Consider the following 22680-nt stretch of genomic DNA (forward strand, 5'->3'; position numbering starts at 1 on the left):
GTTGAGAGGATTAATATATTGTACATCTCATTAACGCCTTTCTACAGTAAATCACTCTCTCTCAATAAGGATATCCTGTGAGCCGCCTTACCTCGCTGATATGGCGTAACCCTATCGACGTCACTGCTGACGCCACCCCGTCCCGCATCGGGCGCGACTCACCGCAGTTCCTGCCGGTGACGCTGGCGCTGTTTTCTGCCGGCCTTGCCACTTTTGCTCTGCTCTACTGCGTCCAGCCTATTCTGCCGGTGCTGTCGCAGCAGTTTGGCATTACGCCGGCGCAAAGCAGCATCTCGCTCTCGCTCTCTACCGGATTGATGGCGCTGGGGCTGCTGTTTACCGGTCCGCTTTCAGACGCTATTGGCCGTAAGCCGGTGATGGTAACGGCGCTGATGCTGGGGGCGCTGTGTACGCTGCTGTCGGCGATGATGCAGAGCTGGCACGCCATTCTGCTGATGCGTGCGCTGATCGGCCTGTCGCTCAGCGGCGTGGCCGCCGTTGGCATGACCTATCTGAGCGAAGAGATGCATCCCCGGGTGGTGGCTTTTTCGATGGGACTCTATATCAGCGGTAACTCCATTGGCGGCATGAGCGGCCGTCTGCTCACCGGGGTGATCACCGATCTCTTTTCCTGGCGAATCGCCATTGGCGTCACCGGCTGCTGCTCGCTGGCGGCGGCGCTGATGTTCTGGAAAATCCTGCCCGCATCGCGTCACTTCCGCCCCGCCTCGCTCCGCCCGCGCCATCTGCTGATCAACTTCCGCCTGCACTGGCGCGACGGCGGGCTGCCGCTGCTGTTTGCCGAAGCCTTTCTGCTGATGGGCGCGTTTGTCACCCTGTTTAACTATATTGGTTACCGGCTGATGAGTGCGCCGTGGACTCTCAGCCAGGCGGTAGTAGGATTACTGTCGCTGGTCTATCTCACCGGCTCATGGAGTTCGCCAAAAGCAGGAGCCCTGACCGGCCGCTTTGGGCGCGCGCCGGTGATGCTGAGCGCTATCGCTATTATGCTGGCCGGACTGCTGCTGACGCTGGCGCCCACCCTGTGGCTGATCGTTCCCGGCATGCTGCTCTTTACCGCCGGTTTTTTTGCCGCTCACGCCGTTGCCAGCGGTTGGGTGGGAACCCGCGCCCGGCGCGCCCGAGGCCAGGCCTCTTCACTCTATCTGTTCAGCTACTATGCCGGATCCAGCCTGGCCGGTACGGCGGGCGGCCTGTTCTGGCATAGTTACGGCTGGCCGGGCGTCACGTTATTTATTACGCTGCTGCTGCTGCTGGCACTGCTCACCGGTTTTCTGCTGCTGCGCCGCCGCCTCTGACCCGCGCTTATGGCCAGGCGGAGCGCCCCGGCTCCGCTTCTGCCACCTTTCTCCAGGTCCACCTGAAACAAAACTGCAATTCATCGTTATAATCTTTTCTATTCCAATAATAGTCAGACGTTTTTTTTTACAGCAATGAGGTGGTTAATGGCGCTTTTTTACTATGTTGATAAACATGCCGGGTATAACAATAATCATGTGGTGCACGCAAAAGGCTGCCCGTTCCTCCCTGCCGACCCTGCGCGGCGCTTTCTTGGCACTTTTTATGCGCCGAACGCGGCGATCCAGCAGGCGCGTAAATTCTATCCGGGCGCCATGGGCTGTGAGCACTGCTGCCCGGTGGGTGTAAAAAAAAACCTGACCCCCTGTAATAGCGTGGCCCTGAAACATATGGTGTGACTCTGATAATTCTGGTCTGAAGTCACACTGTTATAAATAAGGGTTACGTCGCCACTCTGTCAGCCCTGAATTCCGCGCTTTTCCCCGTCAGCGGCTGATGCCGGTAATAAACAGAGGAATAAAAAAGCCTTAGCAGGTTTCCATCTGCCGGTTCATCAGCCACAATAGAGATAATTTGTGACGCAAATCACCTTTGAGGCGTCTCTGCTCCCGTTAACCTGCTGTCTGACTAATTTGAACTTCATGCAAACATCTACCGTTTCCCGTAAAACAGCCTGGCTACGCGTTGTCCTGCTGGCCATTGCGGCGTTTGTCTTTAATACCACTGAATTTGTGCCGGTCGGCCTGCTTTCTGATATTGCAGCAAGCTTTACGATGAAAACGGCAGATGTGGGGATCATGCTCACCATTTATGCCTGGGTGGTGGCGCTGCTGTCGCTGCCGCTGATGCTGCTGACGCGCAACGTTGAGCGGCGTCTGCTGCTGGCGGTGCTGTTTATTCTCTTTACCGGCAGCCACGTGCTCTCAGCGTTTGCCTGGGACTTCCGCTCTCTGGTGGTGTCCCGTGTCGGGATTGCGCTGTCACACGCCGTGTTCTGGTCGATTACTGCCTCGCTGGCTATTCGCGTGGCACCGGCGGGTAAGAAAACGCAGGCGCTGAGTATGCTTGCCACCGGAACCGCACTGGCAATGGTTCTGGGGGTGCCTATCGGGCGCGTAATCGGGCAGTATCTCGGCTGGCGCACCACGTTTGGCATGATTGGCCTCTCGGCGCTGGTGCTGATGATCCTGCTGGTGCGTGTGTTACCGCGGCTGCCCAGCGAGCATACCGGCTCACTCAGCAGCGTGCCGATGCTGTTCCGCCGTCCGGCGCTGGTGACGATGTATCTGCTGGTGACGCTGGTGGTCACGGCGCACTACACCGCTTATAGCTATATTGAGCCCTTTATGCAGGTGGTAGCGAACGCGGATGCCAATTTTACCACCCTGCTGCTGCTGCTGTTCGGCTCTGCGGGCATTCTCGGCAGTATTCTGTTCAGTACGCTGGGTAACCGCTTCCCGTCTGCGATGTTAATCGCTGCTATTGCGCTGATCACGCTCTGTATGGGACTGCTGATTTTTGCAGCGGTGCGCCCGACCGCCATTATTACCCTCTGTATTATCTGGGGCATGGCGATGATGATGATCGGACTGGCGATGCAGGTTCGCGTGCTGTCACTGGCCCCGGATGCCACCGATGTGGCGATGTCGCTCTTCTCCGGTATTTATAATATCGGTATCGGAGCCGGCGCACTGCTCGGCAGCCAGGTCAGCCAGCATCTGCAGCTCTCAGACGTGGGTAACGTCGGGGCGCTGATAGGGCTTTTCTCGCTGTTCTGGTGCGTGGCGATTTTCCGCCGCTATCCGCAGTTACGCTCTAATGGCTGACTGACCGACCGGCAGCTGCAGGGACGCACGCTGCCGGAGCCCGCTTTTTGTATTACGCCTCGCATCCTGTCCGTTTTGCCCTTTATAATCCCACTGACTCTCTCCACAGGGACCGTTATGAACAGTAAACGAGTAACGCTGATTCTGTCGCGCGCCGTCAGCCACGTCATGCTTGAGGATATCCGGGCGATTGTGCCAGCCGCTGCGCTGAGCGTTTTTATCAATACCCTGGATGAAACCCGCTACGCCACGGTTGAGTGCCTGCAGAGCGAAGAGAACTGTGCGCTGCTCGCCTCCGCTATTGTGGTCTGGCGTCAGCTCGGGCAGATTCAGCACATTGACTACCATAAAGGCGATCGCCTGCGGCAGATCGCGGATGCCACGCAGTTTGAACTGTTCAGCATGATGAAAACGCATCGCGCGCTGCTCCGGCTCGCTTAATAAGGATTGCTATGAAGATTGGTTTGCTGTTTCCCATTGCCATTATTGTTGCCGGCGTAACGTTTCTGGCCTGGTTTATCGCCAGCGGTGCAGCGGTGCCGGGATCGTAAAGCGGCACCGCTGCGGCGGCAGCAGCCGACGTCTGCGCCTTAACGGATATGCTTCTGGCTAAAGAGCAACGCCGCGCCGCTCAGCAGCGACATCGCCATCAGATAATAGCCCGGTGCCAGGCTACTTCCCGTCCAGCTAATCAGCAGCGTGCAAATCAGGGGCGCAAAGCCGCCAAAGAGGGTAACGGCGACGTTATAGCTGATCGCCATGCCGCTGGCGCGCGTGCCCATCGGAAAGAGATCGGCCATCACTGAAGGCACCACGGAGAAGTAGACCGACTTCAGCAGCGCCATCCAGCAGACCAGCAAAATCAGCGTCACCGGCGTGGTATGGTTCGCTAACAGCCGGAACGCCGGCCAGATGGTAACCATTAACAGTATCAGCGATCCCCACATCAGCGGTGCGCGGCCAACGCGCTCCGCCCACAGGCCCATCAGCGGCGTCACCAGCGTCAGGATCACCCCGCCCAGCAGCGTAGCGGTAAAGGCCGCGCTGCCTGAAAGGTGGAGATTTTTGGTCGCCCAGGTCGGCACATAGTTCAGCATGTAGTTAACCGCCGTCGAGATCACCATCAGGCCAATCGCCAGCAGCATCAGTTGCTTCTGGCGCCCGAACAGACGCTTCAGCGGCGCGGGCTCCGGCGGGCGGTCGGCAAAGCTTGCGGGCTCATGCACATGGCGGCGGATATAGAGACCCAGCGGACCAATCAGCAGCCCAAAGGCAAACGGAATGCGCCAGCCCCACGCCTGCATTTCACTTTCGCTCAGCAGCTGCGTCAGCCCCAGCCCAAACGCAGAGGCCATCAGCGTACTGGCTCCCTGGGTCGCGAACTGCCAGCTGGCAATAAAGGCTTTGCGCTCGGGATAGTGCTCCACCAGAAAGGCCGTCGAGCTGCCAAACTCGCCGCCAGCTGAAAATCCCTGAATCAGCCGCGCTACCAGAATCAGCAGCGGCGCCAGCAGCCCGATGTGCGCATAGCCCGGCATAAAAGTGATGATCGCCCCGCCCAGCATCATCAGATTGATTGAGAGCAGCAGCGCCCGCTTGCGTCCGTGGCGATCGGCGTAGTTACCCAGCACGATTGCCCCCAGCGGGCGGATCAGAAATGAGACGCCAAAACTGCCAAAGGTCAGCAGCAGCGAGACCGCCGGATCGCTGACCGGGAAAAAGGCGTGGGCAATATAGCTGGCAAAAAATCCATATACCGCAATATCAAACCACTCCAGGGCGTTGCCGATGCAGGTGGCAAACAGCGTTTTATGCAGCGCAGGTTTACTCCCCGCGAGCGTGGCGGCCGGGTTCAGGCTGCTCATTGCGCACCTCCTGCTCTGGCACGATGCTGTGCAATAAGCGCGTCACCCCGCTCGCCCAGATCCCACAGCAGCGCGGTCATGATCTGCAGTCCTTCGCGCGCCACCGGCGTCAGCAGATGCTCATTGACGCCATGCTGCCCGCAGGCCGGATAGGAGTGCGGCACCCAGAGCGTCGGTAATCCCAGAATGTCCGCAAACACATCGTTCGGCAGCGATCCGCCCAGATTCGGCAGCAGCGCCGGAGGCTGCTCACACAGCGCCGTCATGGTATGCATGACCCACTCCACCAGCGGATCGGTCGGATCAAAACGCGTTGCCGGCGATCCGTGCAGCACCTCAACCTCAACGTCAGTAAAGCCTGCGGCGGCAAGGTGAGCCGTAACGTGCTCGCCCAGCCGCTGCCAGTCGGTTCCCACCACGAAGCGCAGCTGGCATACCGCCGTGGCGCTGGCGGGGATAGCATTCATCGGGCGTGCCGGATTGCCGGTGATAAAGGTCAGCACTTCCAGCGTGTTCCAGCCATAAAGGCGTTCGGCAGGCGTCAGCCCCGGCTCCCCCCAGTTGCAGGCAAGCGCAGGATCGCCCGGCATGCCGCCCACGCGGATGCTGCTCAGGATCGCACGCACCGCGGGCGTCAGAGAGTCAGGTTTCAGCGCGGCGACCTGCAGCTCACCGCGGGCGCTTATCAGTGCTGCGATCGCATGGGCCAGCCGGGTACCGGGGTTACTCAACAGGCCGCCCCAGTTGCCGGAGTGACAGGCGTTGTCGCGCGCGTTGATGGTGAGACGAAAATTTACCGCGCCGCGTGAGCCGAGAAACAGGGTCGGACGGGGTGCGCTGACGCGCGGTCCGTCTGACGCGATAAAGAGATCGGCCTTCAGCAGCGCAGCATGTTCCCGGCAGAGTTCCGCCAGGCCCGGCGAGCTAATCTCCTCACCCATTTCAAACAGCAGTTTGCAGTTAAAGCCGAGCCGGCCGCCCCGCGCGTGCCAGACCTGCTCCAGCGCCGCCAGATTTATGCAGTGCTGGCCTTTATTATCCGCGCTGCCGCGCGCATACCAGCGATCGCCCTCTGCCGTCAGCTGCCAGGGATCCAGATCGGCGCGCCAGTTTTCATCGTCACCAAAGACCACATCGCCGTGACCATAGCTCAGCAGCGTGGGCAGCGTCGCCGCTTCCATACGGATGGCAACCAGGAACGGCGGCTTATCCGCCAGCGGGTTGGCGATAAAGTGCAGCTCAAAACCGAGCGCGCTCAGCTGCGGGCCGATCTCCTCGCGCAGGTAATGCGCCAGCTGCGGCGCACGATCTGGTCGCTGACTCTCCGTGCGCAGCGCCACGCGTCTCGCCAGCAGCTGCTGAAACTCACCGCTGTCGAAGTAGCGCAGCGCGGCTGATATCGCCCGATCTCGTGTCATGTTTGCATCTCTGTTTGCGTTATTGTGCTGACATAGTTACGAAATCACTGCTTTGCCACAATTATCAATTTATCGAGTATGCTTTGCTTTTACAGCAAAGCTTCCCTGCCCGTTTCTGAGGCATGCACATCATGAGGCACGTCGATGTTAAGCACTGAACTTCGCTATTTTCTGGTGGTTGCCCGGGAAGGATCGCTCAGCGCGGCCAGCGCGCAGCTCTACGTGGCCGTTTCCGCTATCAGTCGTCAGATACAGCGGCTGGAGACGCAGGTTGGCACGCCGCTGTTTCAGCGCCACGCGCGCGGGATGGTGCTGACGGAGGCGGGGGAAATCTTTGCGCATCACGTGCGAAAAACGCAGCTCGATATGGAGTATGCCCTGGCGGAAATCAACGGATTACGTGCGATGCGGCGCACGCTGATCCGCGTGGCCTGTACCGATGGTCTGGCGTTCAGCCTGCTACCGGCTCTGATCGCCGCGTTTCGCGCTGACCACCCGGCCACGCTGTTTGAGGTACAGGTGGCAGACGCACAGGGTGTGGCAGAGCAGCTGCGTCAGGGCGCGTGCGATATTGCGCTGCAGTTCAGCCTGCGTGCTGAACAGGGAGTGGAGGTTATCGGCTCCTGGCCTGCGCCGGTGTTGCTCCTGATGCAGCAGCAGCACCCGCTGGCCGCAGCGTCCGCTATTACGCTGGCGCAGCTCAGCCACTATCCGCTGGCGCTGCCGCAGCAAAATACGACCGTACGCCAGCTGTTTGAACTGGCGAGCCACATGAGCGGCCAGCTGATTGAGCCGGTGTTAACCTGCGACAACTTCTCGGCGCTGTTTAACTTTCTGCTGCAGACGCCGCAGGCGGTGACAATCTGCAGCGCCTTTACCGTACGCGGCCAGACCGGACGGCATCAGCTCGCCCTGCGGAGCATTAATATCGAACAGCTCAGTCAGCGTACACTCCAGCTGCAGGCGCAGTCAGGGCGGCCCCGCAGCGCCGCCCTGACGCTGTTCCTCGCGTTCCTGCAGCAGCAGCTGAGCGCAGAAGATCCAGCGCTTACTGCTTAATATCGACCGGATAGAAGTTGTGCTTGCCAAACGGATCAACCTGATAGCCGCTGACCGACTTGCGCACCGGTTCAAAAATAGTGGAGTGTGCGATCATGACCGCCGGCATCTGGTCATGCATCATCTGCTGCGCTTCCTGATAGAGCGCAACGCGCCGATCATGATCCTGCTCGGCGCGCGCGGCGGTAATGATTTTCTCAAACGGCTGATAGCACCACTTTGACGAGTTGGAGCCGCCATTCGCTGATGTGCAGCTGTAGAGCGGACCAAAGAAGTTATCCGGATCGCCGGTGGCGGTGGTCCAGCCCATCAGCGCCGCCTGATGCTCGCCGCTCTTGACCCGCTTAAGGTATTCGCCCCACTCATAGCTGACGATGCTGGCTTTGATGCCCACCTGCGCCCAGTCCGCCTGAATCATCTCAGCCATCCGGCGCGCGTTGGGATTATAGGGGCGCTGCACCGGCATCGCCCAGAGTGCGATTTCGGTACCGGGTTTGATGCCCGCCTCCTGCAGCAGCGCTTTGGCCTGTTGCGGATCGTAGGCGTAATCTTTCAGCTGCTGATCCGCGCTCCAGACGCCCGGCGGCAGAATGTTTTTCGCTACCGTGCCGGTGCCTTTGAAGATTGCGTCGATAATCGCCTGTTTATTGATGGCCATTGCGAGCGCCTGGCGCACCTTCACATTATCCAGCGGCGCTTTGGTGGTGTTAAACGAGAGAAAACCGGTGTTCAGGCCCGACTTCTGCTCCAGCGTCAGATCGGGATTGTTGCGCATCTTATCGAGATCGGCCGGATTCGGGAACGGCATAACCTGGCACTCATTTTTCTCCAGCTTCGCCAGTCGCACCGAGGCGTCCGGCGTGATTGAAAATATCAGCCGATCCAGTTTTGCTTTGCCCTGCCAGTAAGCCGGGAACGCCTTATACAGAATGCGTGAATCTTTCTGATACTGCACCAGCTCAAACGGGCCGGTGCCAATCGGCTGCATATCAACCTTTTCCGGCGTGCCCGCCTTCAGCATTTTGTCCGCATACTCGGCGGAATGAATGGAGGCGAAATACCACGCCAGATCGGCGAGAAAAGGCGCTTCCGGGTGCGCCAGCGTGATACGCACGGTGTGATCATCTACGCGGTCAATGGCGGTGATGAGTTTTGCCAGCTCCAGGCTCTCAAAGTTCGCGTAGTTGCCGCCGGATACGGTGTGATAGGGATTTTTTGCATCCATCTGCCGCATAAAAGAAAAAATCACGTCGTCCGCATTGAAGTCGCGTCCCGGCGTGAAGAGTTTATTGCTGTGGAATTTTACGCCTTTGCGCAGATGGAAGGTGTAAACCCTGCCATCGGGGCTGATCTCCCAGCGTTCTGCCAGCGCAGGCTGTAAATCGGTCGTGCCGGGACGGAAGTCCACCAACCGGTCAAACAGCGGTACGGCGCTGGCATCCACGCTGGTGCCGGAGGTATAAAGCTGCGGGTTAAAGTTTTCCGGGGAGCCTTCAGAACAGTAAACCAGCGTCTTCGCGGATACGCTGCCCGCCACAGCCACGCCCAGCAGGCTTAGCGTCAGTTTGCTCATCATCATTTTCATACTGTTTCTCGCTTTTTATTGACTTATGTTGGTCTGCATCGCTATTTATTTCATTGATAACATGTTTTCACCGCCAGGCGTATCACCTGCGGACCCTTACTGATAAGGAATTGTGATGACAGACCAGCTTGCCCGGGAACTGACCCGGCGGTTTTATCGTTATCTGGCGGTCTCCAGCCAGAGTGATGCAAAGGCCACCACCCTGCCCAGTACGCCCTCTCAGCATGAGATGGCTGCGCTGCTGGCACAGGAGCTGCGAGACCTGGGGCTGCAGCAGGTCGAGATTGACCAGCACGCCACCGTAACCGCCGTTAAGCCCGGCAACACGCCTGGCGCACCCCGTATCGGTTTTATTACCCATATCGATACCGTGGACGTTGGCCTCTCGCCCGATATCCATCCGCAGACGCTGACCTTTACCGGCGACGACCTCTGTCTTAATGCTGAGCAGCAAATCTGGCTGCGCGTGGCGGAACATCCGGAGATCCTGCCTTACCGCGGTCAGGAGATTATTTTCAGCGACGGCACCAGCGTGCTGGGTGCGGATAACAAAGCGGCGGTAAGCGTGGTGATGACGCTCATGGCGAATCTGCAGGGCGCGCACGGCGATGTTGTGGTCGCGTTTGTGCCGGACGAAGAGATTGGGCTGCGCGGTGCCAAAGCGCTGGATCTTGAGCGGCGTTTTAACGTCGATTTCGCCTGGACCATCGACTGCTGTGAGCTGGGAGAGGTGGTCTATGAATGCTTCAACGGCGCCAGCGCTGAGCTGGTGTTTAGCGGCGTGCCGGCGCATCCGATGTCAGGGAAAGGGGTGCTGGTCAATCCGCTGCTGATGGCGCATGATTTTATCAGCTGTTTTGATCGCCAGGCGACGCCGGAACAGACCGAGGGCCGCGAAGGCTATATCTGGTTTAATGAGATGCAGGCGAACGCCAGCCAGGCGGTGCTGAAAGCCTCCATTCGTGATTTCGATCTGCAGGGTTTTGCCGCGAAGAAACAGCAGCTGGCAACGGTTGCCGAACAGATTGCCGCCCGCTATCCCACCGGCAAGGTGGCGCTGACGATCGGCGACGTTTACAGCAATATCAGCAATGCGATTGGTGAAGATCGCCGCGCCATCGATCTGCTGTTTGCCGCGCTGGCGCAGGCTGGCGTGACGCCGAAAGTGATCCCGATGCGCGGTGGCACCGATGGCTCTGCGCTGTCAGCGAAAGGTCTGCTGACGCCTAACTTTTTTACCGGCGCGCACAATTTTCATTCGCGCTTTGAGTTTCTGCCGATCCCCTCATTTGTGAAGTCGTATCAGGTGGCGGAGGCGCTGTGCGCGCTGGCTGCCAGGCCAGCCTGACAGAGGGCAGGCGTTGCGCCTGCCCGCTCTTTATCAGGGCTGTTTGCTGGCAGTCACGTCAATGCCCGGAAAATATTTGGCTGCCAGCCGGGTCACGGTGCCGTCCGCCTGAACCTTGCTGATAGCTTCATCCAGCGCCGTTTTCAGCTGGCTGTCGCCTTTGCGCAGTCCATAACCGATGCCGGTGCCCAGGATAGCGTCATCCTCAACCGGTCCGCCGGCAAAGGCAAAACCTTTCCCCTGCGGCTTATCCAGGAAGCCGGACTGCCCGGCCGCCGACATCACCAGCGTGCCGTCCAGACGACCGGCGACCATATCGTTATAGACCTGGTTCTGATCCTGATAGGACGTTACCGTCACGCCCTGAGGCTCCCAGTGTTTCTTCGCATAGGTCTCCTGAATAGAGCCCTGCAGCACGCCGACCGATTTGCCTTTCAGCGCGTCTGCTGAAGGCTGCAGCTTCTCGCCCGCTTTCACAATCAGCATGCTGGGAATACGGTAAATCGGTTTGGTGAAATCGATGCTTTTTGCCCGCGCCTCGGTGATGTTCATCGCGGAGTTAATCGCATCAAACTTTTTCGCCTGCAGCGCTGGGATCAGCGCATCAAAGCTGCTCTCCACCCAGCTGCAATTGAAGTTGCCGGTTTTACAGATGGCGTTACCCAGCTCAATATCAAAGCCTTCCAGCTCGCCGTGCGCGTTGCGGCTCTCAAACGGCGGGTATTGTGACTCCACGCCATAGCGCAGGCTGGTCTGCGCCAGCGTCTGTGCCGATGCGATCATGCCCAGTGCAATAAACAGCGCGTTTAGTTTTTTCATTATATGTCCTCTTTTACCCTGTAACCCGGCAGAGCGCAGCTGCGCCCGCCTCAAGTGTGGCGTCATCTTTAGCAAACGAAAGACGGATTAATCGGTTATCGGTGCCATCTGAATAAAACGCTGAGAGCGGAATGGTCGCCACGCCGTAATCAACGATAAGACGTTTTACCATTTCGCTGTCGCTCTCGTCACTGAAATCGCGAAAGCTCGCCAGCATAAAAAAGGATCCGCTGGCGGGCAGCAGCCTGAACGGTGACGCCTGCAACAGCGTGGCCAGCCGGTCGCGCTTTGCCTGATAGAGCGCAGCGAGCTGCAGATAGTGCTCCGGCTGCGCGAGATAGCAGGCAAACCCCGCCTGCATCGGCGTGTCTGCCGCGTACATCATGAACTGATGGATCTTGACGATTTCTGCCATGATAGCAGCCGGTGCCAGCGCGTAGCCAACCCGCCAGCCGGTGACGTGAAAGGTTTTGCCAAATGACGAGACGATAACGCTGCGCTGCGCCAGTTCCGGATGGGTCGCCATACCGCAATGCTGACGGCCATCAAACAGAATATGCTCATACACCTCATCTGACAGCACAATAATATCGGTGTTGCGCGTCAGCTGCGCCAGCGCGCTCAGGTCTGCCGGCGTCAGCACCTGTCCGGTCGGATTATGCGGCGTATTAATAATGATCATGCGTGTACGCGGTGAGAGACGGGCGCGTACCTCATCCCAGTTAATGGCAAAATCGGGCTGCTGCAGCTTGATCCCTACCGGCGTGGCGCCCTGCAGGCGCACCACCGGCGCATAGCTGTCGAAGGCTGGCTCAAAAAAAATCACTTCATCGCCTGCGTGCACCAGGGCTGAAATCGCCATATAGAGCCCCTGGCTGGCGCTGCCGGTGATCAGCACTTCGCTGTCAGCATCATAATGCTGGCCATAAAGCGTGCGCACTTTTTCCGCCAGCGCGTTTTTCAGCGCCGGCAGGCCTGTCATCGGCGCGTACTGATTCTGGCCGTCGTGCATCGCCTGCGCCACCAGCTCCACCAGCAGCGGATCGCAGGGAAAATTGGGGGCGCCCTGCGACAGGTTAATCGCCTGATGGCGGGCCGAGAGCTGACCGATCACGCTAAAGATCGTGGTGCCCACATCGGGCTGTTTTGAACAGAGAGAAACTGGCGTGGTGATGCTCATTGCTGCGGCCTCGCTGACTGACAGAGTAAGATTGAAAGATCAGATCGTTATTCAACGCATAGCGCCTTGAGACGACAAGCGAATTGTCGTCATAATAGCCATGAGAAAATTGCATAGCTGAGGATGTTATGGCCTGTTCTGCTCCTCCCCTGACAGCGATTAACGCGTTTCTGGTGACGGCGCGCTGTCTCAATCTGACGCATGCGGCGCGCGAGCTGTACCTGACGCAGAGTGCGGTAAGCCGCAAAATTGCCACGCTGGAAAACTGGCTGGGCTTTGCGCTGTTTCAGCGCCATGCGCGTGGCCTGCGGCTGACTGAACGCGGCGCGGCGCTGCTGCCGGAGCTGCAGCATAGCTATCAGCAGCTGCTGGCGGTAACGGAACGGGCGCGCCAGCCGTCGCAGACGCTGCGGCTGAAAGCGCCCAGCTGCATTATGCGCTGGCTGCTCCCGCGCCTGATTGCGTTTGAACAGCGCTACCCGGCAACGCATGTCGCGCTGACCACGACCCAGGAGCATCTCTCTCAGCTGGAGGAGTTCGATGCGGCGATTGTTTATGGTCTGCCGCCACCCGATGCGCTGCGGCTGTTTGATGAGCGTCTGACGCCGGTGCTGGCCGCCGGGATGGCGATCCCGCAGCGAATTGAAGAGATGAGCGCGCTGACGTTTCTGCATCCGACGCCAGACCGGCGTGACTGGCAGCACTGGCTGCAGCAGCAGCGGATTGAGCTGGTGATGCAGCGTAATCAGCATTTTGCCACGATGGATCTCGCTATCAGTGCGGCAATACAGGGGTTTGGTATTACGGTGGCGGATATCACGCTGATTGAAAACGATCTGCTGGCGCAGCGCCTGGTGACGCCGTTCCCCGGCAGCGTGGCAACCGGGGCGGCGTACAGTTTACTGCAGCGTCAGGATAAGCGCGCCCCGCCGCTGCTCGCTGAGCTGGTGTCGTGGCTCAGCCGTGCCTAAAAAGCGACCCACTCCTCACTGGCTGCGGGTTTCGCCGCCGGCGTAGCGCCAGCCAGCGCCGGACGACGCAGCGGAGCAGCGGAAACCGGCGGCGCATGATGAACCGGCGCGGCGGCAGAGAGGCGGAAACGCGCGACGGAGAGCTGCAGCGCTTCCGTCTGCCGCTCCAGCGCGCTCGCCGCCGCAGAGACCTGCTCAACCAGCGAGGCGTTCTGCTGCGTCACGCTGTCCATCTCCGTGACTGCGGTGCCAACCTGCGAGATCCCTTTACTCTGCTCTTCGGAGGCCGCGGCGATCTGCTTCATAATTTCGCTGACATCCTGCACGGACGTCAGGATCTGATCCATCGTGGTGCCGGCGCTGCTTACCAGCACGGAGCCTTTGTCCACCCGCTCCACCGAGTCGGCAATCAGGCTGGCAATCTCTTTTGCGGCTCCGGCGCTGCGCTGTGCCAGATTGCGCACCTCGCTGGCCACTACGGCAAAGCCGCGCCCCTGCTCACCGGCACGCGCCGCTTCAACTGCCGCATTGAGCGCCAGGATATTGGTCTGGAAAGCGATGCTGTTGATGACGCTGGTAATTTCAGCAATTTTCTTCGAGCTGCCGGAAATGCCCTGCATCGTGGCAACCACTTCGCCTACCAGCTGACCACCCTGCTGCGCGGTGCCGGTCGCGGTATCAGCCAGCGCGCTGGCCTGACGGGCGTTATCGGCGTTGAGTTTCACCGTCGCGGTGAGTTGCTCCATGCTGGCCGCGGTCTGTTCCAGCGCGGCCGCCTGCTCTTCGGTGCGTGAAGAGAGGTCATTGTTGCCGGCGGAGATTTCCGACGCGCCGCGGTAGATATTATCTGTCCCGCTGCGGATAGCGCTGACGGCATCGCGCAGGCTCTCCTGCATGGCGCGCAGCAGCGGTATCAGTTTGCCCACGCAGTTGCGGCCTGCATCCTCAATTGGCTGGCTGAGATCGCCCTGCGCGATCAGCGTAAAGTGCTCGCGGATCCGCGCCAGCGGCCTGACCAGCATGCTCACCAGATACCTGTCCGTAAACAGCAGGATCAGCAGACCTGCCGCCACCGCCATCACGATGATGACTTTGGTCATGCCTGTCAGCCGGTCTACCGTGACCCGTGTTGCATCCAGTTTGCTGCCCGCGGACTGATTAAAGGTTTCGGCAGTGGCGCCAAACGCGCGGCTCAGCGCCGGCGTCACGCCGGTCGCCTGCGCTTTGTACGCTTCAGGCGTGCCCTGGCGCGCCAGCGCGACCTGCGGCGCAATGCCCTCATCCAGCAGTTTCTGCCAGCTGTTAATTACGCTCTGCGCTGTTGCCGGATCCATCGGACCGGGTGCCATCGCTTTAAACTGATCCAGCTGCGCTTTCATGCTGCTGAGCGCCTGCTCAACGGGGGCAAAGGCTTCTGTGCTGATTGCCGCGCCGGCGGTACGGCTCTCCATCACGCGCGACAGACGCGTTACTACCCGAAAATATTGATCGTTGCCTTTGCTCAGCACCGTCATCTGATTCACCAGCTGGCGATCGACCTCATTGCCTTTCCCCAGCGCATTCAGCGCATAAACGCTGAACAGACCGACGCCGCACCACAGCAGGCAAAACAGCCCGAGCAGCGCCAGTAAAACCGCGCGAATCGTAAAATTTTTAAAGATACCCATACCTGTTCCCCTGGATTGATACGCGTTATCGCCCGATAAAATCGGGCATATTGCGGTTATCGGCAGCAGGCAGGGAAAATGTAACCGTTTTGTAAGCTAAATAAGCGCCAGCGCAGCGGGGGGGAGCAACGCAATCGTGCGCCAGTCTGCTACCGGCATTACAGCTGCACGTGGCTGCGCATCATCAGCCGGAACAGGCGCAAACGGCGACGCATAAAGCGCTTTTTTAAAGTGGTAACCGCACGGCCCTGTTCACCAAACGCGAGCGTGACATCCTCTCCGGTGCGCCAGACGGGCCACTCCGTTTCATTGCGACCGCGCAGGCGATAGCTGAATTCAGTGGCATCCCTGGCAAACGCCACCCAGTATGCGCTTACCTCTGCCGCCAGGGTTTTGTCCGCGGCAGTATAAGGCCGGTTATCGGGCGGCGGCAGCGTCTCCAGCGCGTTAAACACATAGGGGATTTCATTACCGTGCCAGGCGCCGTGCGGGTAGAGATCGCGCGCATTTTCAGAAACATAGTCAAACCAGTAGCGCCAGACGGGCATGCCGGTACCGGACTGCGACTGCGCGATCAGCAGCGGCATGACGGTAAACGCCATGTCGCGTGCCACCGCGCGTCCCAGCAGCGCATCATCATGAATGTCGTATAACCATTTCAGCAGGCGATAGGTGAAGCGGTTCTTCTCGCGCATCTGCAGCAGCACGCCGCGCGCGTCGACCCCAAAATAGTTGAGTACGCTGGCTTCATCGCTGTTGCTGCCAATCATCAGCGGCACGCGATGCTGCCGGCCGGCGATAAAGGTGTCGAGCATCGGCTTTGGCAGCACGGCATCCCCGCTGATCGCCACCGGTCCCGGCGCCAGCGGCTGTGCCAGCGACCAGAATGCATCGCCGGGCAGCGCGCGCAGCTGTTCTGCCGTTGCGTTCTCCGGCAGTCCGAAATGGGCGGCGACCTCTATTCCCTTCTGCCGCGCCTGCGGCTGCGTCAGATCGGGCAGACTGTAGCTGCTCTGGACGATGCCTTTGTGAAACAGCCCTTCTGCCAGCGGTGAACAGCAGAGAGAGAGTACGCTGCGGGCGCCAGACGATTCACCAAATAGCGTGATATTGCGACGGTTGCCGCCAAAGGCGGGAATATTGCGCTGGATCCACTGCAGTGCGGCTATCTGGTCGAGCAGCGCAAAGTTATTGACGGTTGCGCCCGCCTTATACTGCGCATCCAGCGCGGGATGTGAGAAAAAACCAAGATGGCCCAGCCGGTAGTTAAGGGTGACCACTACCACGCCCTGTGCGGCCAGCGCTTTACCCTGATAAGGATCCAGGCTGCCGGCACCGAGGGTGAAACCACCACCGTGCAGCCAGACCATCACCGGCAGCGGTGCGCCAGGCTCAGGATCGGGGGTCCAGATATTGAGATATAAGCAATCTTCACTGAAAGTGCCCGGATCGCCACCACCGATGCCGATGCAGTATTCGCGATTTTGCCAGCTCGCTGCTCCCCACGCGGTCGCGTCGCGTGCGGTTTGCCAGGGGGTAACCGGCTGAGGTGGCCGCCAGCGTAGCGCGCCCGTCGGCGGCGCAGCATAAGGTATCCCTTTGAAAACATAGATGTCATCATCCATCAGGCCGCTGAGCTCGCCTTCTGCTGTCTTGATCCTCAGACGCGGTTCATTTTTCATATCGGGTTCCCTGATAAAGCGTGCCTCATTATTTGCAGCGACCCGATAAATGTCTATGTTCTTAAAGCATTTGCAGATTATGCCGAAACATGACCCGGATCGCTGAATGAGATCATCAAATATTTTGGCTTACTGTCGGCAGGCTGTTTAGTCTATTGTGGCGGGGCTGAATCCGGCAGGTCAGATGAGTTTCATCCTGAACGGGCGGATTTGATCGAATACCATGCTTACATCGGGGAAAAAGCGTAACCGTTCTGAACGGTGCCGCTGAGCAGAAGCGTATTCGCATATGCTTCTGCCATTATAATGATAAAAAATCGCCGGCTGCTGAAATCATCGCTGATTTCGCTGACCGGCTCTCTGTTATCCCTCGTGAATGCCGCAGCGAATCAGACTGCGCTGCTGCATCTGCGCATAGAGCGCCATCTCATCCTGTACTGACGCGCCCAGCGCCGCTTCAAACGCTGCCTGACTGGCGTGACCCGCCTCGCGCGTTGTTACCGCATTACCCAGATTAGACTGAAATATGCCCGCCGCGCTGACTGGCAGAAAATCTTCATACACGATAGGTTCTGCCTGCAGCCGGCCAGCCTGCAGCAGGGCTGACACGCTCTCTCCGGCGCGCGGAGGCTGCTGTTCGCCGCGCTCCGTCAGACGATAGCGGAACCAGGCGAGCTGCTGCTCGCGCAGCGTCTCTTCATCATCGGGGAAATCACGAAATACCTCACTGAGGCGCTGCTGATGCTGCGCATTATCGCTGCCGGAGCCCGCGGCAGCCAGTAGCCGGTCATACAGAGCCCGGCCGGCCGGGGTCAGCGCCGCACCGCGCTGCTCTATCTCGCCGAAGCGCGCCGTGTGCGTGCCCGGCGTACCGTCACTGAAATGCACCGCCTCTTCCAGCGCTTTAAAGCTGGTCTGCCGCAGCAGGATCGGAACCTGGCGCCGCGGCGGGCCTTCAATCAGCACTTTTGGCTCGATACCGCGTGACGGCATCAGCGCCTGCACGCGATCGATATCCAGCGTACGCGGCGTCAGATGGTTGATATGGCAGCCGCGGAAGCAGACAACGTCAGCGATCAGCCGGTGCTGCTGGCTCAGCGCATGATAGGTTTTGCTGTCCACCGTGGTCTGCGCGTGCCAGCGAAACGTTTCCAGCGCCTCGCTGACAAACGCGGCTGCGTCTCTGGCATTGAGGCCGCCCTGCTCCTGATGACGCCGGATAAGCCTGCGGCAGCCGGGCGTAAAGATGTCACGCGCGCCGAGTATCGCCATCGCTCGGGCGTGCAGCGCCGGATCGTCAATCAGCTCAGGACGCAGCAGCGACGTGAAAACGCGAAACGGATTGCGGCGCAGCGCGGCCTCGCTCACGGGCCGGAAAGCCGTGGAGTGAACCGGTACGCCCGCCTGCGACAGGTCGTAATAGCCCACCGGCTCCATGCCCATCACGGCAAACATCTCCCGCAGCAGAGAAAGCTCGGCGGCCGTCCCGACCCGGATAGCGCCATGGCGTTCAACGCTCAGCCGCGCCAGCTCATCCGCCGCTGCCAGCCGATCTTTCAGCGCGGGGTTCGCTTCCAGCGTGCGTTCATTAACCGCGCTGACCAGCTGCGTCAGCGCGCCATACTGCGGCACTTCCTGCTGATACATGGCCGACATGGCCTGTGAAAATAGCGTACGGATCGCATCAGAGCTGAGAAAATTTTCCATAACAGGGGTCCTGAGCCGGAACAGTGCTGTTACTCTAAATCAAGGCACGCAGCGCAGGTAAAATTTTCCCTGAAGTGTGATCGCCCTGTCACTCCACGCCCGGTTTTGGATCGGCAAAGCGGTACTTGAGCACCAGCATCAGGGTTGTCAGCACGGCCGGTATCGCCAGCAGCAGGAAAATCTGGCTAAACGCCCAGCCCAGCGTCAGCAACTCTGCGCCGGCAAACGCGCTGAGAATCGCACCGATACGGCCTACGCCGTGCATCCAGCTTGAGCCGGTGGCGCGGGCGTGTGTGGGATAGAAGTGAGCGGAGAGCGCATTCATGCCGGTATTGGCGCCGTTAAAACAGAAGCCGCTGCAGAACGCGATTGCGCTCATCAATCCGACCTGCGCCGGAGAGAAGCCAAGCGCAACTATCGCAATGCCGCCGCAGAAGTAGATGGTCGCCAGCGCAAGACTGGCGTTCATGCGGTCCATCAGCCAGCCGGCAAACAGCGAGCCCAGCGTGCCGCCCGCCTGATACATGGCCGTGACAATCGCGGCCTCGGTGAGCGACATCCCCAGCGTGTTGATAAGCGACGGCAGCCAGCTGCCAATAAGGTAGACCAGAAACAGTCCCATAAAATAGCCGCCCCAGAGCATCAGGCTGCCAAACAGATAGGATTCTGATACCACGGTAGCTATCGCGCCGCGCCGCACGTTCAGAGTTTCACTGGCGTGATAGCGGCTGCCTGGCGCCACCTCTCCTGGCAGCATACGCTCAAGGATCGCGTGTATACGCGCCGCCGGCGCGCGCTGGTGAATCAGAAAACGCACCGACTCCGGCAGGCCATACATCAGCCAGGGCAGCACCAGCAACGGCAAAATGCCGCCCATGAGTAACACCGCGTGCCAGCTGTAGCGCGGTAGCAGCCAGGATGCTGCGAATCCGCCAGCCGCTGCGCCAAAGGTGAAGCCGCAAAAGACTACGGTGATAATAAAAGATCGGCGACGTTCAGGAGCATATTCCGCCACCAGCGTGCCCACGTTGGGCATGGCGGCGCCCAGCCCCAGTCCGGTCAGAAAGCGAAACAGCATCATCTGCTCGATGTTCTGCGCCAGCGCGGTGGCCAGCGTCCAGAGCCCAAAAAAGAGCACGCTGAGCAGGATCATGATGCGGCGCCCATAGCGGTCGGCCAGCGGCCCGGCCACCATCGCCCCCAGCGCCAGACCAATCAGCGCGGCGCTGATCACCATGCCCAGCTGATGGTTTGTTACGCCCCAGCCTGCTTTTAGCGCGGGCGCAATGAACCCCATCAGCGCGATATCCATACCGTCCAGTGCCACAATCACAAAGCAGAGCGCGATAAGCCGTTTCTGCCAGCGGCTCAGCGCATGACGGTTGATTAACTGGCGAACATCTACGGCTTCGGCGCTGGTCACGGTTTAACTCCTGCTGTTCAGCAAAAAGGTCATCAGTTTTGGTAAAAAAAACGGCGGATATGATAGCCCATCGTTAACCCTGTACTGCACAATTTTTTCACATGACGCCCGTTTCACTCAAAAACAGAACGATTTAAGCCTCTGATAAAACATACTTTTGCAAAAACTGCTTTTCAGCCTGTCGGGACCAGGTTGCAAAAACAAGGGGTTAAGGGAGGCCGTGTATGAAAAGACTTTTGTTAAATTCATTTTGCAATTAAGTTAACAGAACGCATTTTTGCTGGTTGCTCTCGCCAGCCCTTACGGATTACGTTGACCCTATGGATAAAAACACGGTTTTCAGCCAGCGCATTCGCCTGCGCCATCTGCACGCTTTCGTCGCCGTTGCGCAACAGGGAACGCTGGGGCGTGCAGCAGAGACGCTCAGCCTGAGCCAGCCTGCGCTCTCCAAGACCCTGAATGAGCTTGAAGAGCTGTCAGGCGCGCGCCTGCTGGATCGCGGGCGTTCAGGCGCGCAGCTGACCACGGCGGGCGAACAGTTTCTGGTTTACGCAGTAAAAGTGCTGGACGCGCTGAATCATGCTGCGCAAAGCTTTAACGCGCCGGCACCGGGACGGCCGGTTATTATCCGGCTGGGGGCGCTGACCACGGCGGCAATGGGCATGTTACCGCAGATTCTGAACCGCTTTCATGAGCAGCAGCCAAACACCACGGTGCAGGTAGCCACGCTGCACAACAACGTGCTGCTGGCCGGGCTGCGCGCCGGTGAATTTGATGTCGGCATTGGCCGCATGGCCAGCAGTGAAATGATGGCGGGGTTAAGTTATGAGTTGCTGTTTCTGGAGTCACTGAAGCTGGTCGTCAGGCCGGAACATCCGCTTTTAAGTGACAACGTCACACTGTCCCGCGCCATGCAGTGGCCGGTGGTGATCTCGCCGGAAGGCACCGCGCCGCGGCGCATCGCGCAGCATATGCTGGATGAGCAGAGCTGCAGTTTGCCTCCGGACTGCGTTGAAACCTCCTCTACCTCCCTTGCCCGCCAGCTGGCGCTGCGCTACGACTACGTCTGGTTTGTTCCTTCTGGCGCGGTCAAGGAGGATCTTGAACACCATGCCCTGCATGCACTGCCGCTCGCCTCACCCGGTCCGGGCGAACCGGTAGGGATCATCACCCGCAGCGGCTATCCGCTCAGCCTCAGCGCCGAAGTGCTGATCGCCACGATCCGCAAGTTTCACCATTAGCGGCTGCGCTTTGCATGCCGCTCGCGGTTGTCGAGCCGCGCCTGCTCAGTTTTACGCAAACTCACATAAAGCGCGCCCGCACCGCCGTGCTGCGGCTGTGCGGTACAGAAGCTCTGCACCGCATCAAACTGCTGCAGCCAGCGCGCCAGATAGCTGCGCACAATGTTGGCATGCGACTCGTCATCACGTCCTTTGCCGTGAATAATCAGCAAATTACGCAGCCCCTGCCGGCGCGCTTCCTGCATAAAACTGAACAGCGACTGGCGGCAGGTCTCCACCGGCTGACGCAGCAGATTCAGGCTGGCCTCCAGCGGATATTTGCCCAGCCGCACTTTATCCACGACGCCCTGCTGAATGCCTTCTGCCCGGTACTCCAGCGGTGATGTGAGCGGGACAATCTCCAGAAAACCGCGCGTAAGAAAGTTCTCTTCGCTCTCCGGCGGCACAGTCCGTGGCGCTTTAGTGGAGGGCGCACGCAGCCACTGCGTATTAGCACAATCTTTCAGGGGCGTGACATCCCCCATGGCATCGCGGAACAGGTCTTCATCATCAAGGTTCATCATGTTTCCCCATACCCGATTAAGCATATGCGCACGGCATACTGATAAAACTGAAGAATAGCAAAGGTTGCCGTACGGGGTAAAAGGTCTGCACCGCAGAGGCCGGATGCTGTAACGCCGCGCGGGTGAGATCAATCGGGCGAATACCCATTATTTGTAAGGTTTTTGTGCCAGATCCAGCCTGCATGCATTCACAGCAGGAAGAAAAATGGTAAAATTGACGGCAGTCAATAATCATCGAGCGTACAGATATGATCCAGGAAAAACGCAGCATTCGACGTATTCAGTCTGGCGGATGTGCGATCCACTGTCAGGATTGCAGTATCAGCCAGTTGTGTATTCCTTTCACACTGAATGAGCATGAGCTTGATCAGCTGGACAACATCATCGAACGTAAAAAGCCGATTCAGAAAGGCCAGACATTATTCAAGGCGGGTGACGAACTGAAGTCGCTGTATGCCATTCGCTCCGGCACAATCAAGAGTTATACCATTACCGAACAGGGCGACGAGCAGATCACCGGCTTTCATCTGGCAGGCGACCTGGTCGGGTTTGATGCCATCGTTAACGCTAAGCACCCGGGCTTCGCACAGGCGCTGGAGACGGCCATGGTCTGCGAAATCCCTTTTGAGACGCTGGACGATCTGTCAGGCAAAATGCCCGCACTGCGTCAGCAGATGATGCGTCTGATGAGCGGAGAGATTAAAGGCGATCAGGATATGATTATGCTGCTCTCCAGAAAAAATGCTGAAGAGCGTCTGGCCGCCTTTATCTGGAATCTCTCGCGGCGCTTTGGCCAGCGCGGTTTTTCGCAGCGCGAGTTCCGGCTGACCATGACGCGCGGCGATATCGGCAATTATCTGGGACTGACGGTTGAAACCATCAGCCGCCTGCTGGGGCGTTTTCAGAAAAGCGGCATGCTGGCTGTTAAAGGCAAATATATCACTATTGAAGATCACGCCCTGCTCTCTGAGCTGGCGGGTCAGGCGGAACAACCCGCCTGAGGCAA

20 protein-coding genes are annotated in these 22680 nt (G+C 59.1%); 10 read left to right on the forward strand and 10 right to left on the reverse strand.

What is annotated here, in order from left to right:
* Nucleotides 1-113: 113 nt before the first annotated feature.
* The 5 genes from C1Y41_RS05160 to C1Y41_RS19855 all read left to right on the forward strand — a co-directional run bounded on the left by C1Y41_RS05160 (nt 114) and on the right by C1Y41_RS19855 (nt 3697).
* Nucleotides 114-1319 (forward strand): MFS transporter, encoded by a 1206-nt coding sequence (locus C1Y41_RS05160; RefSeq protein ID WP_223811754.1) that lies wholly within the window; start codon nt 114-116, stop codon nt 1317-1319.
* 147 nt (nt 1320-1466) lie between these two features.
* Entirely contained in the window at nt 1467-1718 is a 252-nt protein-coding gene (locus C1Y41_RS05165) for a hypothetical protein (protein WP_071668833.1), read from the forward strand.
* Between the two features lie 243 nt (nt 1719-1961).
* Entirely contained in the window at nt 1962-3146 is a 1185-nt protein-coding gene (locus C1Y41_RS05170; protein WP_094110957.1) for a sugar transporter, read from the forward strand.
* A gap of 117 nt (nt 3147-3263) precedes the next feature.
* On the forward strand, nt 3264-3587 hold the full coding sequence (locus tag C1Y41_RS05175; RefSeq protein ID WP_039384405.1) for a hypothetical protein: 324 nt from the start codon (nt 3264-3266) through the stop codon (nt 3585-3587).
* 11 nt (nt 3588-3598) lie between these two features.
* Complete coding sequence (locus tag C1Y41_RS19855; RefSeq protein WP_139239671.1) at nt 3599-3697, forward strand: YoaK family small membrane protein; 99 nt, start codon at nt 3599-3601, stop codon at nt 3695-3697.
* 39 nt (nt 3698-3736) lie between these two features.
* Here the strand turns inward: C1Y41_RS19855 and C1Y41_RS05180 are convergent, their stop codons facing one another.
* Complete coding sequence (locus C1Y41_RS05180; protein WP_104084987.1) at nt 3737-5011, reverse strand: MFS transporter; 1275 nt, start codon at nt 5009-5011, stop codon at nt 3737-3739.
* Nucleotides 5008-6429, reverse strand: a complete 1422-nt coding sequence (locus C1Y41_RS05185) for a M20 family metallopeptidase (RefSeq protein ID WP_104084988.1) — start codon at nt 6427-6429, stop codon at nt 5008-5010. The genes C1Y41_RS05180 and C1Y41_RS05185 overlap by 4 nt, the downstream gene beginning before the upstream one ends.
* A gap of 144 nt (nt 6430-6573) precedes the next feature.
* Between C1Y41_RS05185 and C1Y41_RS05190 the strand changes: the two genes are divergently transcribed.
* Nucleotides 6574-7488 carry a LysR family transcriptional regulator gene (locus C1Y41_RS05190; RefSeq protein WP_071668836.1) on the forward strand — a complete coding sequence of 305 codons (915 nt, stop codon included), beginning with the start codon at nt 6574-6576 and terminating at the stop codon, nt 7486-7488.
* Here C1Y41_RS05190 and C1Y41_RS05195 read toward each other — a convergent pair.
* Entirely contained in the window at nt 7478-9064 is a 1587-nt protein-coding gene (locus C1Y41_RS05195) for an ABC transporter substrate-binding protein (RefSeq protein WP_199181685.1), read from the reverse strand. The two genes, C1Y41_RS05190 and C1Y41_RS05195, sit on opposite strands and share 11 nt — an antisense overlap.
* Nucleotides 9065-9188: 124 nt before the next feature.
* On the opposite strand from C1Y41_RS05195, the gene pepT reads away from it, so the two are divergent.
* Complete coding sequence (pepT, locus tag C1Y41_RS05200) at nt 9189-10421, forward strand: peptidase T (protein WP_104084990.1); 1233 nt, start codon at nt 9189-9191, stop codon at nt 10419-10421.
* Nucleotides 10422-10454: 33 nt separating this feature from the next.
* On the opposite strand, the gene C1Y41_RS05205 is transcribed toward pepT, so the two are convergent.
* Entirely contained in the window at nt 10455-11240 is a 786-nt protein-coding gene (locus C1Y41_RS05205) for a transporter substrate-binding domain-containing protein (RefSeq protein ID WP_039384421.1), read from the reverse strand.
* A 13-nt stretch (nt 11241-11253) separates the two neighbouring features.
* A complete protein-coding gene (locus C1Y41_RS05210) occupies nt 11254-12420 on the reverse strand; it encodes a methionine aminotransferase (protein WP_039384423.1) in 1167 nt (388 codons plus the stop codon).
* A gap of 128 nt (nt 12421-12548) precedes the next feature.
* Between C1Y41_RS05210 and C1Y41_RS05215 the strand changes: the two genes are divergently transcribed.
* Nucleotides 12549-13391 carry a LysR substrate-binding domain-containing protein gene (locus tag C1Y41_RS05215; RefSeq protein WP_104084991.1) on the forward strand — a complete coding sequence of 281 codons (843 nt, stop codon included), beginning with the start codon at nt 12549-12551 and terminating at the stop codon, nt 13389-13391.
* On the opposite strand, the gene C1Y41_RS05220 is transcribed toward C1Y41_RS05215, so the two are convergent.
* From C1Y41_RS05220 to C1Y41_RS05235, 4 genes are all read right to left on the reverse strand, one after another.
* A complete protein-coding gene (locus C1Y41_RS05220) occupies nt 13388-15058 on the reverse strand; it encodes a methyl-accepting chemotaxis protein (RefSeq protein WP_104084992.1) in 1671 nt (556 codons plus the stop codon). The genes C1Y41_RS05215 and C1Y41_RS05220 overlap by 4 nt on opposite strands.
* Before the next feature lie 158 nt (nt 15059-15216).
* The gene (locus C1Y41_RS05225) at nt 15217-16740 is read right to left on the reverse strand and encodes a carboxylesterase/lipase family protein (protein WP_104084993.1); all 1524 of its coding nucleotides are present in this window, start codon (nt 16738-16740) and stop codon (nt 15217-15219) included.
* 363 nt (nt 16741-17103) lie between these two features.
* Nucleotides 17104-18447, reverse strand: coding sequence for a VOC family protein (locus C1Y41_RS05230; RefSeq protein ID WP_104084994.1), 1344 nt, complete (start codon nt 18445-18447; stop codon nt 17104-17106).
* An 88-nt stretch (nt 18448-18535) separates the two neighbouring features.
* Nucleotides 18536-19870 (reverse strand): aromatic acid/H+ symport family MFS transporter, encoded by a 1335-nt coding sequence (locus C1Y41_RS05235; protein WP_104084995.1) that lies wholly within the window; start codon nt 19868-19870, stop codon nt 18536-18538.
* A gap of 320 nt (nt 19871-20190) precedes the next feature.
* On the opposite strand from C1Y41_RS05235, the gene C1Y41_RS05240 reads away from it, so the two are divergent.
* Entirely contained in the window at nt 20191-21111 is a 921-nt protein-coding gene (locus C1Y41_RS05240; RefSeq protein WP_104084996.1) for a LysR substrate-binding domain-containing protein, read from the forward strand.
* Here C1Y41_RS05240 and smrA read toward each other — a convergent pair.
* Nucleotides 21108-21671: a DNA endonuclease SmrA gene (gene smrA, locus C1Y41_RS05245; protein WP_104084997.1), complete on the reverse strand. Its 564-nt coding sequence runs from the start codon at nt 21669-21671 to the stop codon at nt 21108-21110. The genes C1Y41_RS05240 and smrA overlap by 4 nt on opposite strands.
* A 251-nt stretch (nt 21672-21922) precedes the next feature.
* Here smrA and C1Y41_RS05250 point away from each other — a divergent pair, with 251 nt between their 5' ends.
* The gene (locus tag C1Y41_RS05250) at nt 21923-22675 is read left to right on the forward strand and encodes an FNR family transcription factor (protein WP_039384441.1); all 753 of its coding nucleotides are present in this window, start codon (nt 21923-21925) and stop codon (nt 22673-22675) included.
* The last annotated feature ends 5 nt before the right edge of the window (nt 22676-22680 follow it).

Origin of the sequence: Pantoea sp. ICBG 1758 (assembly GCF_002928325.1) — a bacterium.
Lineage (GTDB): Bacteria > Pseudomonadota > Gammaproteobacteria > Enterobacterales > Enterobacteriaceae > Pantoea > Pantoea eucrina.